This window comes from Pseudomonas sp. GM49 (assembly GCF_000282355.1).
In the GTDB taxonomy this organism is placed as follows: domain Bacteria; phylum Pseudomonadota; class Gammaproteobacteria; order Pseudomonadales; family Pseudomonadaceae; genus Aquipseudomonas.
Window position 1 is genome coordinate 1 of the sequence record NZ_AKJL01000007.1, and the last position, 18,923, is coordinate 18,923.

Sequence of the window (18,923 nt, forward strand, 5' to 3'; positions counted from 1 at the left end):
ATGAGCTTGCAAGGTGTCTAGAGAATCCGGGGCGATTCAGTTCACGATGAAGCGCATCAGAGAAGCGGAGAACATAGGCTTTCGCGGCAGAGTAAACGGCGAAATTCTTCACGCCCAGGAAGGACAGCAAGCTTGCGACCATCAGGATGTGCCCACGTTTGCGGGCTCGCATGTCGGCGGCGAAAAGGCGTGTCAGGGCTGTCAGGCTAGCGATATCCAGATCAATCATCGCCAGGGACTCATCCAGAGGTTGATCCAGGAAAGGCCCTTGCAATCCATGACCCGCATTGTTGATGAGCACATCGATCACTATATTGCGTTCGCGGAGTTGCTCATGCAGTTCGATGATCGCCGGGATCGAGGACAGGTCTACTTGTTCGATGATCACATCGACGCCGAATCGTTCGCGCAACTGCGCTGATAGCGCTTCGAGTTTACTCAGTCTTCTTGCTACCAGAACGAGCGATTTTCCCTGCGCGGCATACTGCCGGGCAAACTCCTCGCCAAATCCGCTTGATGCTCCGGTGATGAGCACCCAGGAATTCTCGTTCGACTTCATTTCGCTGTACTCCGGTTGGTTTCTATTGAGCTCGCCTGGTTAGGTCATCGTGTCGCAACAGGTTGGGCTTCAGGAGGTTGCCAGCCACCACCTAGCGACTTGAATGCCGCCACCGCCGCTCGTGCCGATTCCGTTCGCGCTTGCGCCCGGGCATCGGAAGCCTGCAGCATCGTTTCGTCAGCGTGCAGGACATCGATCAGGCTGGCCGTGCCTTTCTCATAGGCAATGAACGACGATTGGCGAGCTTGCGTCAGAGACGCCTCTCCCCCGGTGAGGGTGGTTGCTTGAGCTTCCCGATTTACCAGTGAGGAGAACGCGTTCTCGACATCCTCGGTGGCGCGCAGCACAGACTGACGGTAAGCGGCCAGGGTTTCGGCTTCCTGTCCCTTGGCTTGGCCGATTTGGGCGTTTATGCGACCGAAGTCGAAGAGTCTCCAGCGTAGCCCCAATACACCCGCCGACTGGCTGGCACCGCTGGTAAAAAGGTTGCCTGCGGATACAGCCGTGGCGCTGCCCAGCAATGCGCTCAGGGAGAATTTCGGGTAGTACTCAGCAATCGCTTCCCCGATGCGTGCGTTTGAGGCTGCGAGATGGCGCTCAGCAACAATGAGATCTGGCCTGCGGCGCAGCAGATCGGCCGGCGTTCCCGTGGCCTTTATCTGCGGCGCTACAGGAATGTTCCCCGTATTTGCCAATTGCGTTCGGTGAGTGCCTGGCGGTGTGCCGAGCATGACATCCAGCGCATTCATGGCAGCATCCAGGCCGGTCTGCAGGGCCGGTACTGTCGCTTGGACCTGCGATAGTGCCCCCTCAGTCTGACGAACCTGATAGTTGGCGGCGAGGCCCTTGCTGTAGAGCAATTGGACTTTCTCTAGTAGCTCCTGCTGCGTTTTGACTTGTCGGTTCGCAATGTCCAACCGGGTCTGCAATCCGCGGATGGTGATGTAGATATCGGCGGTCTGCGCGGCGATGGCCAGTCGTGTGGCAGCGACACCCGCCTCGGAAGCCTGGTACTCGGCCAGTGCAGCCTCGCGTCCGCGTCGCAGTCCGCCAAAGACGTCCACCTCCCAGCTAGCATCGAGGTTGACCTCGTAGGAACTTCCGTACCGATCATAGCCAGGCGTTGAGTTCAACACCTGGCCGAGTGGGGTCTCGATTGACTGGTAGGAACGCGCGGCTTGGCCGCTGATGTTTCCCGAGGGTAATAAAGCGGCATTTGCGGCGCCTAGTCCTGCCCGTGCCTGCGTTACTCGCGCCGACGCCTGCGCCAGGTCCAGGTTCTGCTCAAGTGCCTTGGAGACGAAGTCGGCTAGCAGTGGATCACCGAAGCCTTCCCACCAGGCGACAAGACTGGCAGGCATCTCCCCAGGCCTCTGTTCGACAGAAGGCTGACCCAAGTAACGGTCCGAAAGCGGGGCGTCCGGACGGTGATAGTCCGGACCGACCGCGCAACCTGTCATCAAGCTGGCACTCACCAAGAGAGCAACGGGACGGAGGGGAGGCATTGAGGTTCCTTCAATTGAGCATGTTTGTGACCATATTACGTTACGGTCACTTCCTGTCAATCGACGCTCGTTCAACCAAGTTCGAAATTGCCAGTGTATTCGGCGATAAAACCGCTGAGGTTGAGGGGCATAGAAGATTATAATTTGTGACCGTTGACACTAGTGGTCACTCGGCTGAGAATATGACGCCTGTCCTATTTGTTTAAGTAAGGGAACCTATGCGCCGGCTTCGACCTTTCCCCATTGCCGCTTGCTTGTTGCCTCTCGTCCTGACGGCATGTGGCGACTCATCCACCGTTGAAGATCCACGCACGCATGCCCCTTTGGTGAGGTCCACTGCTGTTCAGGCTTCGTCCGACGTCTCGCGTTCTTTCAGTGGTGTCGTGGTTGCCCGCGTCCAGGGCGACCTGGGCTTTCGGGTGTCAGGCAAGATACTTGAGCGCTTGGTCGACACCGGTCAGACCGTTAAACGTGGTCAGCCACTCATGCGCCTCGACCCAATCGACCTAGGGTTGCAGGCGCGAGCACAGCAAGAGTCGGTCATAGCCGCTCGGGCCCGAGCCAAGCAGACAGCAGATGACGAGGCGCGATACCGCAGTCTGGTTGCCGCAGGCGCTATTTCTGCATCGGCCTACGACCAGATTAAAGCCGCAGCGGATACCGCAAAGGCGCAGCTTAGCGCCGCTGAAGCGCAGGCTGACGTTGCCCGTAATGCTTCTGGTTATGCGGTGCTGCTTGCGGATTCCGACGGCGTGGTGGTGGAGACGCTCGCCGAGCCCGGACAAGTTGTCAGCCCGGGACAGCCCGTGGTTCGACTAGCGCGGGCAGGACAGCGCGAAGCCATCGTTCACCTGCCCGAGACGTTGCGCCCCGCAGCAGGATCTACTGCGCAGGCGACGCTTTATGGCAATACCACGGATGCTGTTACAGCGAAGCTCAGGCTGCTGTCTGACTCGGCCGACCGTATGACACGCACCTTCGAGGCGCGGTATGTGCTTGAGGGCGCGCTGGCCAATGCACCGATAGGCTCGACCGTCACGCTTCGGATCACTGAAGGCACCACGCAGGGGCAGGGGCTGCAAGTACCGATCGCTGCCGTTTATGACCCAGGCCAAGGCACTGGCGTGTGGGTCATCGCCGGTACACCGGCGAAGGTGGCCTGGCGACCTGTACAAGTCCTGGGTTTGAGCGACGACACAGTGCGAGTCGCGGGCGACCTCAAAGTCGGCGAGCAGATCGTAGCGTTAGGCGCACATCTGTTGCGCGAAGGTGAAGAGGTGAGATTGCCTCAACAGGATGACGAAAAAGTTGCCGGGGGGCGTCCATGAGCGAGGGGCGCTTCAATCTTTCCGCGATCGCCGTTCGTGAGCGATCTATTACGGTGTTTCTGATCTTCCTGATTGCCGTTGCAGGCACCCTGGCGTTCTTCAAGCTGGGGCGTGCGGAAGATCCTCCGTTTACGGTCAAGCAGTTGACGGTCATTACCGCGTGGCCGGGCGCCACGGCGCAGGAGATGCAGGATCAGGTAGCAGAGCCACTTGAAAAACGCCTGCAAGAACTGAAATGGTACGACCGCACGGAAACCTATACGCGGCCCGGTCTCGCTTTCACGATGGTTTCGTTGTTGGACCGCACGCCACCCTCACAGGTGCAGGAAGAGTTTTATCAGGCGCGCAAAAAGCTCGACGACGAAGCCACCAAGCTACCGGCGGGTGTAATCGGGCCATTGGTCAACGACGAGTATTCGGACGTGACGTTTGCGCTTTTTGCCCTCAAAGCCAAAGGCGAGCCGCAGCGACTGTTGGTGCGTGATGCTGAGTCGTTGCGCCAACAACTGTTGCATGTGCCGGGCGTGAAGAAGGTCAACATCATCGGTGAGCAAGCCGAGCGCATTTTTGTGTCCTTCTCCCATGACCGACTGGCCACCTTGGGCGTTTCTCCCCAGGACATCTTCGCCGCGCTGAACAGCCAGAACGTGCTCACTCCCGCCGGTTCCATCGAAACCAACGGGCCGCAGGTTTTCCTGCGGGTGGATGGCGCTTTCGATAAATTGGAGAAAATTCGTGACACGCCCCTGGCGATTCAGGGGCGCACGTTGAAGCTCTCGGACGTGGCGACGGTTGAACGAGGCTACGAAGACCCTGCCACCTTCCTGGTGCGCAATAACGGCGAAGAGGCCTTGTTGCTGGGGGTCATAATGCGCGAAGGCTGGAATGGCCTGGACCTGGGCAAGGCGCTGGACGCCGAGACGGCGAAGATAAATGAAGGCATGCCGCTGGGCATGACGCTGACCAAGGTCACTGATCAAGCCGTGAACATTGACTCGGCCGTTGGCGAGTTCATGGTCAAATTTTTTGTCGCGCTGCTTGTGGTGATGCTTGTTTGCTTTCTCAGCATGGGCTGGCGGGTAGGCCTCGTGGTCGCAGCGGCGGTACCGTTGACGCTGGCGATAGTGTTTGTGGTGATGGCGGCCACCGGAAAAAACTTTGACCGTATTACACTCGGCTCGTTGATTCTGGCGCTGGGACTGCTGGTGGACGACGCGATCATTGCTATCGAAATGATGGTGGTGAAAATGGAAGAGGGCTACGACCGAATCAAAGCTTCCGCGTATGCCTGGAGTCATACGGCCGCGCCAATGCTCTCCGGTACACTGGTAACGGCGATTGGCTTCATGCCCAACGGTTTCGCCCAGTCCACTGCCGGCGAGTACACCAGCAACATGTTCTGGATCGTCGGCATTGCTTTGATCGCTTCCTGGGTCGTCGCGGTGGCTTTCACCCCTTACCTGGGAGTGAAGTTGTTGCCAGACATCAAGAAGGTCGAGGGTGGGCATGCGGCTATCTACAACACCCCCCGTTACAACCGCTTCCGCCGGGTTCTGACACGCGTCATCGCCCGCAAATGGCTGGTGGCTGGCACGGTTATCACGCTGTTTTTCGTGGCAGTTCTGGGCATGAGCCTGGTGAAGAAGCAGTTCTTCCCGACCTCGGACCGTCCCGAGGTGATGGTCGAGGTGCAAATGCCCTACGGAACCTCCATCGCGCAGACCAGTGCCACTGCTGCAAAGGTCGAGGCCTGGCTGAAAAAGCAGGAAGAGGCAAAAATCGTCACGGCCTATATTGGGCAGGGCGCGCCGCGTTTCTTCCTGGCGATGGCGCCAGAATTGCCCGATCCATCGTTCGCCAAGATCGTGGTGCTGACGGACAGTCAGGAGGCACGTGAAACCCTCAAGCTCCGTCTTCGCGAAGCGGTCGCTGCAGGCCTCGCCCCAGAGGCCCGAGTCAGGGCATCTCAAATTGTGTTTGGTCCGTATTCGCCATTCCCGGTGGCCTACCGGGTGATGGGGCCTGACCCGACGAAGCTTCGCGAGATTGCGGGTCGTGTACAAGATGTCATGCAAGCCAGCCCGATGATGAGGACGGTCAACAGCGACTGGGGCCCTCTGACGCCGACGCTGCATTTCAACTTGGATCAGGATCGCTTGCAGGCGGTTGGACTGACATCCAGTGCAGTCGCCCAGCAGTTGCAATTCCTGCTGGCCGGAGTGCCGATCACGGCGGTTCGTGAAGACATTCGTTCAGTGCAGGTGGTTGGTCGTGCCGCGGGGAATATCCGGCTCGATCCCGCCCGGATTGAAGGCTTCACATTGGTGGGAGCGGCGGGTCAGCGTATCCCTCTGTCCCAGGTCGGAGAGGTGGATGTGCGTATGGAGGATCCGATCCTTAGGCGCCGTGACCGCACGCCGACTATCACCGTGCGCGGCGATATTGCCGAAGGCCTTCAGCCGCCCGATGTATCGGGTGTGATCGTCAAGCAACTGCAGCCGATTATCGACACGCTGCCTGGCGGGTACCGGATCGAGCAGGCGGGTGCGATCGAGGAATCGGGCAAGGCCGGCCAGGCGATAGTGCCGCTGGTTCCCATCATGATTGCCCTGACGCTGTTGATCATCATTGTCCAGGTACGTTCGATCTCGGCAATGATCATGGTGTTTTTCACCTCGCCGCTGGGATTGATTGGTGTGGTGCCAACGCTGCTGATCTTCCAGCAGCCGTTTGGAATCAACGCCCTGGTCGGGCTGATCGCGCTGTCGGGCATCTTGATGCGCAACACGCTGATTCTGATCGGGCAGATCCATCACAACGCCCAAGAAGGCTTGGACCCGTTTCACGCAGTGGTCGAAGCCACGGTACAGCGTGCCCGCCCGGTACTGCTGACAGCACTCGCGGCAATCCTGGCGTTCATTCCGCTGACCCATTCCGTCTTCTGGGGGACGCTGGCCTACACGCTGATCGGAGGCACGTTAGTCGGCACCATCATGACGCTGGTGTTCCTGCCGGCGATGTACGCCATCTGGTTCAAGATCCGTCCTGACAATACGGGGCAAACTGAAACAGCGGATAAGCAAGCAAGCCTGGTGGATAGGACACCACCCCGTCCTCTTGCCGTTCACCTCACCACAAAGCTTTAGCCATAGGCCATAGCGTGGACGTCGACTGAAAAATGAAGAGGGTTCAATGAGTAATCTCGAAGGTCAATTGCCAGCCTGGGACATGATTACTCCGTCTGCCTTAGTCAGATGCCATATCGGCTATCAGGAAAACCTTCAACACTCACTTTGAAGTGCAAATTCGATAGCGCTCAGCAAAGCATCGCCGCTGAAGGGCTTACGCAGGCATTCGATGGGTTTATAACGGCCGGATTCGGCCAGTGTCACTTCATCCCAGTGTGCCGACATGCAAATCACCGGGAATTTTCTGTCCTTGAGCGTCAGCGCGCGCATGACGTCTATCCCTGACAGGCCGTTCATTTTCAAATCCAACAACAGGCAGGCGATGTCATTGAAGTTTTCGAGGGCCAGGAACTCCTCGCCCGAGGCGAATACCCGGGCGCGGTATCCGGCCGACCGAAGCAGGTTGGCCAGGCTTTTGCGCACGGACGCATCGTCGTCCACGATGCAGACGATGATCATGACGCTGCCGGATGATCCGGGGGCGGTGCAGCCAGTGTCGATAGTCATGAAGAGCCCTGAGTGCCAAACGCCGGCTCGGCGCTGAGCAAGCCATACAGGCTGACCAGACTGACCAGCGAGCGCGTCTGCATCTTCTCCATGATGTGTTTGCGGTGGACCTTGGCGGTGACTTCACTGGTGCCCAACCGGTTGGCGATGTGCTTGTTGGACAGACCCGCGACGATCAGCGGGAGCACTTCGTGTTCACGGGGGGTCAATAGGGTAGCCCTTTGACGGGCACTCTGAGTGCGTTGCCATTGCTCGAACGCCGTCGCTGCACGCTGACGGGTGGTGCGCAGGATGTCCAGCAACTGGCCGTCATTGAAAGGCTTGGTCAGGAACTCGACCGCTCCCGCTTTCATGGCCTGCACCGACATCGGGATGGTGCCAAAACCGGTCATGAAAATAACCGGCCACGGAAGTCCGCGCCGCCCGAGTGCGGATTGCAGTTCCAGGCCTGTCGCCTCGGGCAAGCTGACGTCCAGCAACAAGCAAGCGGGGCCGATGTCGAGGTCAGCGCTGAGCAATTCTTCGGCCGAGGCGAATATCCGGTGCACGATCCCTTCGGCCCGCAGCAGTCGGCTGAGCGCCGTGCGCACGGGGGCTTCATCGTCCACGATGAACACCTGCACTCTGTCAGGATCGATCCGCTGCTGATCCTCGGACGCCGAGGGGCCCGGGGTCGTAGGATGGAACAGGGGCAGGGGCGGTTCACGTTCTTTCAATAATCGGTAACCTCGGCGCGGGACCGTCTGGATGAGCTCTTTTTCTCCGAGCAACTTGCGCAGCGAGGAAATCTGCACCTGCAGATTGTTTTCCTCGACGACGGTGTCAGGCCAGACCTGTGTGATCAATTCATCTTTGCTGACGATTCGGCCATCGGCCTGCATCAGCACCGAGAGGATTTCGAACGCCCGGCCTCCGACACGCAGCGGCCGTCCATCAAGAAAGGCTTCACGCCGTTCCAGGGAAATAGTGGCTTGGCCGAGTCGGATCATACGTTCCTCTGCACTGCGTTGACGGGGAGTGACGCCGGAACGTCGTTTCATCAGGGCTACAAGCTAGGGGACGGCCTCGCATAATGCAATTATCCCGAGGGATAACACGCTGCGATTTCAATGCGCAAAAACCACAGGTCGTGGGGGCTCTGAACTGCCATCCTAGTGCCGATAACGGACAGGATTGCTCGAGCGCAGCTATCGGGCCAGAGCCTTGCGTATACTCACCGGCTCAGCCCGAAATGAATCTTCAGCGGTGATTGTTCATGCCCAGCAGCTCTCTCTCAGCATCCGGTTCCCACAGTCCTGATGTCTCACACGATGAAGCCTGGCTTGAGCGTTGCACCTTCGCAATACTGCGCCGGGAAAACGACCTGACCTGGTTCACGCTCCAGGATCGGCAATCGGGAACACGTTGGCTCGCCGCCCGGGCGCCGATTCAGCGGCCTGCCGTATGCCAGCGGCTGGAGCGCGATTTTCACCTGCGCCTGGATCCGGCCTGGGCGATTGCCCCTGTCGCGTTCATCCGCTCGGCCGAGGGGCCTTTGTTGATCTATCCCACGCATGGGGCGCCGCTGACTGATTTGATTGGTGACACAGGGATGCCACTGGCGCGCGTGCTGGTCATCGCGGTAAGTGCGGCCAACGCGCTCGCGAGCGCCCAGAAGATGGGCGTGCGACATGCCAGTCTGTTACCCCACCACTTGGTGGTGGACGCCGCTGACTCGGTCAGACTCCTGAGTTTTCACAGCCATGCCGGGGAGACGCCTGCCGTTGAACTGCCCGGCCTGGAGCAATGGCCTTATCTGGCCCCCGAGCAAGTGCGTCGCGATGCCGCCAATTTTGACGCGCGCAGCGATGTCTACGCGCTGACCGCGATTCTTTATCAAGCGCTGACCGGCCGACTGCCGCTCACCGCCCGTGACCCGTCCCAATGGCTGCACGTGCACGCCGCTGTCCAGCCGGAATCACCGGCGATTCATGTCACCGATCTACCGGAAGGCATCTGCCGGGTTCTGCTCAAAGGCCTGGCGAAAGAACCGGGTGCCCGCTACCAGAGTGCCGAATCAATGGCCGCGGATCTGGCCTGGTGCCAACAGCAGTGGCTGGAACATGAGCGTATCGACGCGTTCCGCCTGGGCGCTTTCGATGCGTTGCCTTCCTTGGCCCGCAGCGATGTGCTGTTCGGTCGAGAGGCCGAACGTACGCAGTTGGTCGAGCTGATGCGTCAGGTAGGCAACGATGACATTGCCCGGGTTCTGCTGGTCGGTGGCGCGCCGGGTGCCGGCAAGTCGACGCTGATCCATCAGGGTGTCCGGCCCATGGCGCCCGGCTACTGGGCCAGCGGTAAGAGCAATCTGTTGCAGCAGGAAATTCCATTTGCTCCCTTGGCAGAAATCTTCAAGTCGCTGATGACCCAGTTGCTGGGCAAGCCGGCTCTGGAGCTGCAGACGCTGGGCGAGCAACTGGTCGAACGGCTTAAGGGACGGGGCAGGCTTCTGGTGGAACTGGCGCCCGAGGCCGAGCTGGTCATCGGGGGCACACCTGAGCTGCCGAACATGCCGGCCCGATATGCGCTCGATCGCGCCAACCGGACCCTGCTCGATGTATTGGAAGTCTTCGCTCAGCCGGGACGCCCCCTGGTGCTGTTCGTGGATGACGTGCAATGGGCGGACGATTCGACGCTGTCGTTTTTGCAGGCCTTCGTCGCCCGGCGGCCCCGGCATCTGGTGCTGATCCTGGCGTATCGCGAGGCGGAGTCGCAGGCCCTCGAGCGCGAGGGGGGAGTGCTGGAGGTGCTGGGCCGCGAGCAATCGTTGCCCTGTGCAAGCGTCATGCTGGGGCCATTGTCGGTGGCCGCGGTCGCGGAGCTGATCGCCGCTGAGCTGGACACTGACCCCAGGGAGATTGAGACGCTCGCGCAAGTCGTGCATTACAAGACGGCCGGCAATCCTCTGTTCGTCAGCCAAGTGTTGCGCGCATTGATCGATGAACGTCTGGTGCGCTTCGACGTGCAGGGTCGCCGCTGGGTCTGGAATCAACAGGAGGTGGACGGTTATCGCTACGCCGACAACGTCGCGGACTTGATGGTACTGCGACTCGAACGCCTGTCACCGATGGAGCGCGAAGTGCTGCGCACGGCCGGCTATGTCGGCGGGCGCTGTGATGAATCACTGCTGTACCGGCTGTTGCCGTGTGAGCTGCAACAGATCACCGATGATGTGCAAAGCCTGGTCGATTCAGGTTTTCTGCTGCGTGAGCGCGAGCAGCTGGTGTTTCCCCATGACCGTGTACTAGAGGCGGCCTGTCAGCTTGCGGCGCCAGTGGGACGCGCTGCTGAGCATGCGCGTATCGCGGGCGCCATGCTTGATCATTGGGGCGAGCAGATCCATGAGCGCGTGTTCGAAGTCGCCAGTCAGGTCCAGCGCATTGACGCCGATGAACTGGAGGCGCATCGCCGCGCCGCGTTCGTCGAACTGTTGGTCGAAGCCGCCGAACGCGCCCGGGATACCGCCGCTGTCGAGCAGGCCGTGGGCTATCTTCGCACGGCCGAAAGTCTGCTCGGCCAGACGGGTTGGTCGAGCCTCTACACCCAGGCGTTCGCCACCCAATGGTTGGCGGCCGAGTGCGACATGCTCCTGGCCGATCTGACCGGTGCCCAACGCCGCCTCGACGACTGCCTGACCCATGCCACCACAGCGCTTGACCGCGCGAAATCCTATCGGTTACTAGCCACCTTGCGCACGCTGCACTCCGATTACGAGGGGGCGATCACCGAGGCGTTGAACGGTCTGGCCCTGCTGGATATTCTCCTTCAGCGCAGGCCCTCACAGAACGATTTGACCCTGGCATTTACCCAGGTTCGTGAGCTTGTCGGCGCACGCCGCATCGCCGATCTGGTGCATTTGCCCAAGGCCGATGACCCGCCTGTCGAAGCGGCCATGGAGTTGCTCAGTACGTTGATTTCTTCATTCTTCGTTGACGACGACATTCGTTTTCTGCATTTGGCGAAAATGGTCGAACTCACGCTGCTACATGGCACTACGCCAAGCAGCGGTTACGGTTTTGCCTGGTTTGGCGTGATGATTGCCGAACGCTATGGCGAGTATGTGGACGGGCAGGCCTTCGCCGAAGTGGCTCTTGAACTGACCGACAAGCACGGCTACGAAGCAGGGCGCACAGGCACGCTGGTGGCGCTCGATCAGGTCAGCCCGTGGACCCGACCGATGGCGTACGCTCGACAGAAGGCGTTCGCCGCATTCGAGTGCGGCCAGGCCGGCGGCGACCTGGGCATGTCCTGTTACGCCTGCAACCACATCGGTTCCGACCTGCTGTTCATGGGCGAACCCTTGCAAGGGGTGTTGAACGAACTGGAGCATGGGTTGAGGTGGGTGCGGCAATTTCATTACATCGATATCGAGCGCATCCTGCTGGCGCAACAGGAATTCGCCACCGATCTGCGCGACGGGCGCCTGCATCGGCCGTTGGCCGAACTGGATGGCATCGAACATGACCGTTTCGGCCCCATCGACCGTACCCGTGTGTCGCAGCCGACGCTGTTCTGGTCGTGGCTGTATTCAGGTATGTCGGCGTTTTATTTCGGCGATATCCCTTACGCATTGCGACGTTTCGAAGAAGCCGCTGTGCTGGCCTGGTCCATTCCGGCGCATATCAATCTCGCAGATTACTACCTGTTCTACAGCCTGGCGCTGGGCGGTGCGCAAGCGCCGGGCGAGGTCGCGGAAAAACTGGAAAAACTCGAGCGGCAACGCCTGCGGTTCCTGCCGTGGGTCGAACTCAACCCGACAACCTTCCGCAACAAGCTGCTGCTGATCGAGGGGGTCATCGCCCGTTTGCGCGGTCAGGAACTGGTAGCTATCCGTTGTTTCGATCAGTCGCAGATCGCTGCGGCGGCGGCCGGCTTCATCCATGAGCAGGCGCTGGCCCATGAACAGCTGGCCGATATCTGCCTACCCAACGGGCTGGTGTCGGGTGCCAGCCACCACCTGCGTGTCGCGCGCGATTGCTACAACCTGTGGGGCGCCGACAGCAAGGCACGTCAATTGGAAACGTTGCACCCGTTTCTGAGTGCGGAGCCGTCGTTCGAGCCGGTCCGGCCTGTGACCCAGGTCCGTCTCGATCTTGAAGTGGGGATCGAAGCGGCGCGTGCACTGTCGCAAGAGGTTCTGCTCGAGCGACTGGTCGAAACCCTGATGAATCACTTGATGATTCAGGCCGGTGCCGACAATGGCGTGCTGATGATCGTCAGCGGCGCCGAACTGCAGCTGGCGGCGACGGCTTCGGTCGAAGCCGGCAATGTACGGGTCGCTCTGGACGCCGGGCAACCGCTCGAACAGATGGCGCCGGCCTCGGTGCTCAACGCCACGATGCGCACGCGCACGACCCTGGTGCTCGACGATGCCCGGGCCGATTGTCCCGAGGCCTACAGCGCCGATCTGCAACAGCGCCAGATGCGGTCGGTGTTATGCCTGCCGTTGCTCAAACAAGGCACGTTGATCGGCCTGGTCTATCTGGAAAATAGCCTGGTCCCCAAGCTGTTCAGCGCCCAGCGCCTGACCATGTTGGAAATTCTCGCCTCTCAGGCCGCGGTGTCACTGCAAACCGCCAAGCTGTATGAACAGCTGGTCGAGGACAACCAGCTACGCGCGCAGATGGAAGCGGACTTGCGCAGTTCCCGCGCGGAACTGGCGCGTAGCTCGCACCTCAAGGTCATGGGCGAGCTTTCTGCTTCGATTGCCCATGAAATCAGCCAGCCGTTGCTGGGCATCGTGTCCAATGCCTCGGCCAGTCTGCGCTGGCTCAAGCGTGATCAGCCCGATCTGGAAGAGGCGATTCAGGGGCTGGAAGACATTCGCTCGGATAGCGCCCGCGCCGCGGACATAGTCCAGGCGCTTCGCGCACTCGCCAAACAGGCGCCGTTGCAACGGTTGCCGGTGCAAATCGATCACTTGATCGCAGAGGTCGTGCGCCTGACCGCCACCGACCTGGCGAACCGCAATGTGCGCCTGGAGACCCTGCTCGAAGCGCAATGCCCGGTGTCGGTCGACGCGGTGCAGATCCAGCAGGTGGTGTTCAACCTGATCACCAATGCGCTGGAGGCCATCGCCGGAGCAGGGTTGCCCAATGGACGCATCATCATCGGCTCAGCGGTGAAGGACGCTCATGTCCAGGTCTGCTTCCAGGACAACGGCCCCGGAATTGACGCGCACCAGCGCGAGCAGATCTTCGATGCGTTTTACACCACCAAAGACAGCGGCATGGGAATGGGCCTGGCCATCTGCAGGTCGGTGATCGGCGCGCACGGCGGGACGCTGGTGGTCCAGGACAGCGAACAGGGCGCCCGGATTTGCTTCAACCTGCCACTGGCACCGGCCAGCGCCGGATAAAAAAAGGCCGCATGAGCGGCCAAAGGGGAGGAGTTCGTTTTGTCGATCTCGATCAGTTCACGCGTGCAGCTCTTGCGCGCGCGACTGTCCCACGCTGTCGACCAGGCTATCGTGAGTTCTCCAGTTGGGTATGTCCCGATCAATCACTGGTGGCTGGCGAGGGTGGCTCGTTGCATGATCAAAGGCCCGTCGCCATGCCCTGGGAGTCATCCCCTCCAGGCGGCTGAAGGTGCGGGTGAAATGCGAGTGGTCCGCGAAACCGCATTCATAGACGACATCGGTGATCGGCATCGAGGTGATTAGCAGGCTTTTGGCTTTTTCGATTTTCATCATCACTAGCCAGCCTTGCGGCGAGTGGCCGGTAACCTTTTTGAACGCCCGGGAAAAATGGCTACGGGACAGGTTGCAGTGTTCGGCAATCTCGCTGATGCGAACACAGCTGCCCAAGTCACGCAGCATCAGCTCCTTGGCGCGGCGCTCCTGCCAGCCGGACAGGGCACCCAACGGCCGTACAAGGGTGCATGGATGGTTTGAAATCACCGATTGCGGGTTCATGGCGGCTCTCCTGATCGTTCAGGAAAGTCTGTCCGCCGGCGACATTTAAAGTCCTTAAGCAAACCTTAAGAGTTCTGAAATCCAGTGTCCATTGCAGTGTGTCCTTCCATGCCGTTCAGCTAGCTATCAATTGTTGGAAGCGAATGCCGAATGACGGCTATTGGCTGTGGCTTCAACCGACCCAGGCAGCCCGTCAGTAGTCTTGGAGGTGCTTTCCTTTGACCTGTTCATCTGCCCAACCCGGCTGCCGCTCGAATTCCTCGAACAGCTCGAAAATGGTCGACTTGACCTTCTGCACGGCATTGCTCTCTACAACCGTGTCATGCCAGCACAGCGAAAGATCCCGCTTGAACAGTCGATGATCGATCCTGGCCAGCTTGAGCCTGTGTTGCACAAGCTCAACATGGGCTGCGGCCCACGGCAGGATCGTGACACCGAGCTGCGCCTTGACGGCTGAGAACAACAGGTCGGTGGAATTGGCCTCGAATTCAACCTCGCATTTCAGGCCGGCCTCCTGCAGTGCAAATTCGACCCGACTGCGAATGGTATTCGGAGCACAGGGCAGCACCAGCGGCATCTTCGCCAATGCCTCAATCGACACCGGTTCATCCGATAATGAAAATTCCGGCCACGCCACCAGGTACAGCGTTTCGGTTAACAGCCGCCGGAAAGCCATGCCCCGGGTTTCGACCACATCGACATTCACCGCCAGTGCCACTCGCCCTACCGTGATCATGCGTCCGAGTTCGGCGCTCGGAGAATCGATCAATTCCAGCTTGATGCCCGGATAACGGCTGCGAATCCTGCGCGCGAGCGGAATTGCCAGCATACGCGCCGTACTCGACGGCATGCCGACCGAGACTTTGCCTTGCGGGAATTCGGCGTCCTGGCGCAGCAGTTCGTGGGTGCCGTCGGCCTGGCGCAGCAGTTCGATGGCATGCCGATAAAGCGTTTGCCCGGCCGCCGTGGGAACAACGCCATGCACGCTGCGCTCGAGCAGTTGCATGCCCATGTCCTGTTCCAGGTTGCGCATCTGCTGGCTGATGGCTGGCTGCGCGATATGCAGCGTTTCACTGGCGCGGGTGATGTTCCCGCACTCGACCACCTTGATGAAATACCGCAACTGGCGCAGGTCCATGCGTACCCTCCCAAGCCATAGGATTTTCTGATGAGTGTAGAGGAATATCATATTTGAAGGATATGAGATACGGCGCCTAGACTCGTCTCACAACACGAAGCGCTAACGGTCGTCAAAGGCGAGTAGCGCTTCAAAGGCCTTGGCGCAATGGCCCGTATTCAACCCTTCAATGGAGAGTCCTATGCAAGCTTTGCAAGGCGTGAAAATCGTCGACCTGAGTCGCGCACTGTCGGGGCCGTTCTGCACCATGGTGCTGGCAGACCTCGGTGCCGATGTGATCAAGATCGAGCCCGGCCCGACTGGCGATATGAGCCGCACCTGGGGCCCCTTCGATCGGGGCGTGAGCACCTACTATTTATCGTGTAACCGCAACAAGCGCGGCATGTGCATTGACTTGCGCAATCCCGAAGGGCTGACCACCATCCAGCAACTGATCGATGACGCCGACGTCGTCATCGAGAACTTCAAGCCTGGCACGCTGGAAAGCATGGGCCTCGGTTATGAGGTGCTCAGCGCCCGCAATCCGCGACTGGTAATGGGCAGCATTAACGCCTTTGGCGCCGACGGGCCGATGAGCAGTTGGCCGGGCTTCGACCAGATCGCCCAAGGCTACTCGGGGCTGATGAGCCTGACCGGTTTCGTCGATGGCGACCCGACACGCACCGGCACCGCCATCGGCGATTTGACTTCGGGCATGTGGTTGGTGACAGCGGTGCTGGCCGCGCTGCTCGAGCGCGAACGCACCGGACGCGGCCAACATGTCAGCACGTCGCTGCTGGCCAGTCTGGTCGGGTTGCTGAGTGTGCACGGCCAACGCTACCTCAGCCTGGGGGATGTGCCGCGCCGCACCGGCAACGCCCATTCGGTGATTGCACCTTACGGCGTATTCCAGACAAAGGATGGCCCGCTCAATCTGGCGCCGATCACCTCGCCCATGTGGGGGCGTTTGTGCGCACTGCTCGATTTGCCCGAGCTGCCGGACGATCCGCGCTTCGCCACCAATGAAGCGAGGGTCGAACGTCGTGATGAATTGAGAGAGATTCTGGAAAGTCGTTTGAAAACCCGCAGCAAACGCGAGTGGACCTCGCTGTTCGTCGACGCAGGATTACCCGCCGGCCCGATCAACACACTCGATGAGGTCTTCGACGACCCGCAGGTGCTGCACAGCCAACTGACCGAGACACTCACGCATCCGACACTTGGTGCACTGCGTCAGGTAGTGACCCCGGTGTTCTGCGACACTGACAGCGTTGTCAGCCGCCCACCGCCACTGCTTGGCGAACACACGGTCGAAGTATTGCGCGAAGCCGGTTTCGACACTGCATCAATCAACGCATTGCTCGCCGCGAAAATAGTGTTCCAGAACTCCGATGACATGACCGGCGCGCAATCGACAGGAGCCACACAATGAATCCAGCCTCTTCCACAACCGTGACCGTCAACCGGGTCGATGAACGCATCGCACGGCTGGTCTTCAGCAACCCCACACAGCGCAATGCACTCAGCGCGCAGCTGCTGACGGCGCTCGACGAAAGTCTCGTCGCCCTGGCGTCACAACGCATCCCGGTGGTGATCCTCGGCAGCGAAGTCGGCCAATCCGTGTGGAGTGCCGGCCACGATATCCGCGAACTGCAACACGACCGCGACCCGATTGCCTATGGCAAACCGCTCGAACAGGTATTGCGCCGCATCCGCGCCTATCCCGGTGTGGTGATTGCCCTGGTGTCCGGCTCGGTGTGGGGCGGCGCGGTGGATCTGGTAATGAGCTGCGACATGGTCGTCGCGGACCGCAGCGCAAGCTTTGCCATGACTCCAGTGAACATTGGATTGCCGTACACCACCAGTGGATTGCTGCGCTTCTTCAACAACTTGCCGATTCATGTGTTGAAGGAGATGTTTTTCACTGCACAGAAGCTCGATGCGCAGCGGGCGGAACGGTTTGGTCTGGTCAATCGACTGGTCGACACTGATGTGCTGGAAGCGACCGCGCTTGAACTGGCACACGGCATCGCCAGCAAAGCACCGCTTGCCGTTGCGGCGGTCAAGGAACAGCTGCGTATCCTCGAAGACCTGCAACCGATTCCGGTGCAGGCGATGGAGCAGATTGCCGAACTGCGCCGACAAGCCTGCGAAAGTGCTGACTTTGGCGAAGGACTGGCAGCCTTTGCCGAGCGCCGGCCAGCAGCATTCAATGGCAATTAGCACGACAGAATTGAATGCTTCTGTGTTTGTACGACCGGCTACGCAGGCAAGGCACGCTTCCTCGTTTCGGCGCACGCCAGGCCCGACGTGAGTCGGTTGCTAAACATCCCGAAAAAATAACAACAAGGACGGTACCTGCGGGACCGTCCGAATGCGGGGAGTCAGATTGAAATGAATAATGAAATTCTGTCAATTTTAGTGCTGGTGGTCATTTTCGGCATCGCTAGCGTGTTGCCCATCAACATGGGCGCGCTGGCGTTCGCAGCGGCCTTTATCGTCGGCTCGGTGATAATGGACATGACATCGGCGACCATCTTCGCCGGCTTTCCCAGTGACCTGTTCCTGACTTTGGTCGGTGTCACCTATTTGTTCGGCATCGCCCAGAACAACGGCACCATCGACTGGCTGATCGAACGGGCAGTGTTGATGGTGCGTGGCCATGTCGCCTGGATACCCTGGGTGATGTTCGTGGTGGCGGCGCTGCTCACCGGTTTCGGTGCGCTGAGCCCTGCGGTGGCAGCGATCCTCGCGCCTATTGCTCTCAACTTCGCCGTGCAGTACCGAATCAACCCGGTGCTCATGGGACTGATGGTGATTCACGGCGCTCAAGGCGGCAGTTTCTCCCCTGTGAGTATTTTCGGTGGCATAACCAATCAGATCGTTGCGTCCTCCGGGCTGCCTTATGCACCGTTCACTCTGTTCATCGCCAGCCTGTTGTTCAACCTGGGGATTGCCATGGTGGTATTCGTAGTCTTCGGTGGTTTACGTAGCGCTCGCCTGTCATTGGCGGCGGTCCTGCCCGGTCCCGAGTTGCATGTTGCTGGTGCATCGCTGGCGATTCTTGGCCACGGCGGTACGCCGGCGTCCCCTGCTTATCATCGTACTGACCTGACGGGTGCCGGTGCGCCGCTACAGGCCCTCAGCGGCCTGGACGGGGCCAAGCTGTCGACGCTGGCCGGGCTGTTGGCCCTGGCGATCTCGGCATTAGTGTTCAAGTTCAATATCGGGTTGGTGGCCATGACGGTCGCGGTGGTCCTGGCCATGTTCGCGCCCAAGGCGCAGAAGGCGGCCATTGACAAGGTCAGCTGGTCGACTGTTCTGCTGATCACCGGGATCATCACTTACATCGGAGTGATGCAGACCATCGGTACCATCGACTATGTCGCCCATGGCATCTCCGGCTTGGGTGAACCGCTGCTGGTCGCTTTGCTGCTGTGCTTCACTGCCGCAATTATCTCGTCCTTCGCTTCGTCCACGGCGTTGCTAGGGGTGATCATTCCCCTGGCCGTGCCATTCTTGAGCCAGGGCCACATCAGTGCGGTCGGTGTGGTCGCGGCTATCGCCATTTCCACCACTATCGTCGACACCAGCCCGTTCTCCACCAATGGTGCGCTGGTGGTTGCCAATACTCCCCCGCAGGAGCGAGAAAAAGTGTTGCGCAGCCTGCTGATCTACAGCGCGGTGGTTGCCCTGGTGGGACCCTGTATTGCCTGGTTGACCCTGGTGGTGCCCGGGGTGCTCTGAGCTATCGGGTCAGGCCCTGG

The 18,923-nt window shown here is 60.0% G+C and carries 12 protein-coding genes; 6 read left to right on the top strand and 6 right to left on the bottom strand.

Annotation, left to right across the window (positions count from 1 at the left end; genetic code table 11):
- Together PMI29_RS28775 and PMI29_RS28770 are read right to left on the bottom strand one after the other, a co-directional pair.
- Positions 1–559 (bottom strand): SDR family NAD(P)-dependent oxidoreductase (locus PMI29_RS28775; RefSeq protein WP_007993316.1); only part of this gene is annotated, 559 nt, incomplete at its 3' end.
- A 44-nt stretch (positions 560–603) separates the two neighbouring features.
- Entirely contained in the window at positions 604–2,064 is a 1,461-nt protein-coding gene (locus tag PMI29_RS28770; RefSeq protein ID WP_007993318.1) for an efflux transporter outer membrane subunit, read from the bottom strand.
- Positions 2,065–2,282: 218 nt separating this feature from the next.
- Here PMI29_RS28770 and PMI29_RS28765 point away from each other — a divergent pair, with 218 nt between their 5' ends.
- Together PMI29_RS28765 and PMI29_RS28760 are read left to right on the top strand one after the other, a co-directional pair.
- Positions 2,283–3,392 carry an efflux RND transporter periplasmic adaptor subunit gene (locus PMI29_RS28765; protein WP_007993320.1) on the top strand — a complete coding sequence of 370 codons (1,110 nt, stop codon included), beginning with the start codon at positions 2,283–2,285 and terminating at the stop codon, positions 3,390–3,392.
- Positions 3,389–6,538, top strand: coding sequence for an efflux RND transporter permease subunit (locus tag PMI29_RS28760; RefSeq protein WP_007993321.1), 3,150 nt, complete (start codon positions 3,389–3,391; stop codon positions 6,536–6,538). Before PMI29_RS28765 ends, PMI29_RS28760 begins: the two co-directional genes overlap by 4 nt.
- Positions 6,539–6,673: 135 nt before the next feature.
- Here PMI29_RS28760 and PMI29_RS28755 read toward each other — a convergent pair whose 3' ends face one another.
- Together PMI29_RS28755 and PMI29_RS28750 are read right to left on the bottom strand one after the other, a co-directional pair.
- Positions 6,674–7,039: a response regulator transcription factor gene (locus PMI29_RS28755; protein ID WP_033051878.1), complete on the bottom strand. Its 366-nt coding sequence runs from the start codon at positions 7,037–7,039 to the stop codon at positions 6,674–6,676.
- Positions 7,040–7,083: 44 nt separating this feature from the next.
- A complete protein-coding gene (locus PMI29_RS28750; RefSeq protein WP_007993326.1) occupies positions 7,084–8,076 on the bottom strand; it encodes a response regulator in 993 nt (330 codons plus the stop codon).
- A 353-nt stretch (positions 8,077–8,429) separates the two neighbouring features.
- On the opposite strand from PMI29_RS28750, the gene PMI29_RS28745 reads away from it, so the two are divergent.
- On the top strand, positions 8,430–13,484 hold the full coding sequence (locus PMI29_RS28745; RefSeq protein WP_033051881.1) for a trifunctional serine/threonine-protein kinase/ATP-binding protein/sensor histidine kinase: 5,055 nt from the start codon (positions 8,430–8,432) through the stop codon (positions 13,482–13,484).
- A 57-nt stretch (positions 13,485–13,541) separates the two neighbouring features.
- Here the strand turns inward: PMI29_RS28745 and PMI29_RS28740 are convergent, their stop codons facing one another.
- Complete coding sequence (locus PMI29_RS28740; protein WP_007993328.1) at positions 13,542–14,039, bottom strand: helix-turn-helix domain-containing protein; 498 nt, start codon at positions 14,037–14,039, stop codon at positions 13,542–13,544.
- A 193-nt stretch (positions 14,040–14,232) separates the two neighbouring features.
- Entirely contained in the window at positions 14,233–15,177 is a 945-nt protein-coding gene (locus tag PMI29_RS28735; protein WP_007993329.1) for a LysR substrate-binding domain-containing protein, read from the bottom strand.
- Between the two features lie 181 nt (positions 15,178–15,358).
- Between PMI29_RS28735 and PMI29_RS28730 the strand changes: the two genes are divergently transcribed.
- From PMI29_RS28730 to PMI29_RS28720, 3 genes are all read left to right on the top strand, one after another.
- On the top strand, positions 15,359–16,588 hold the full coding sequence (locus tag PMI29_RS28730) for a CaiB/BaiF CoA transferase family protein (RefSeq protein ID WP_007993330.1): 1,230 nt from the start codon (positions 15,359–15,361) through the stop codon (positions 16,586–16,588).
- Complete coding sequence (scpB, locus tag PMI29_RS28725; protein WP_007993331.1) at positions 16,585–17,379, top strand: methylmalonyl-CoA decarboxylase; 795 nt, start codon at positions 16,585–16,587, stop codon at positions 17,377–17,379. The genes PMI29_RS28730 and scpB overlap by 4 nt, the downstream gene beginning before the upstream one ends.
- A 171-nt stretch (positions 17,380–17,550) precedes the next feature.
- Positions 17,551–18,903: an SLC13 family permease gene (locus PMI29_RS28720; protein ID WP_007993332.1), complete on the top strand. Its 1,353-nt coding sequence runs from the start codon at positions 17,551–17,553 to the stop codon at positions 18,901–18,903.
- The last annotated feature ends 20 nt before the right edge of the window (positions 18,904–18,923 follow it).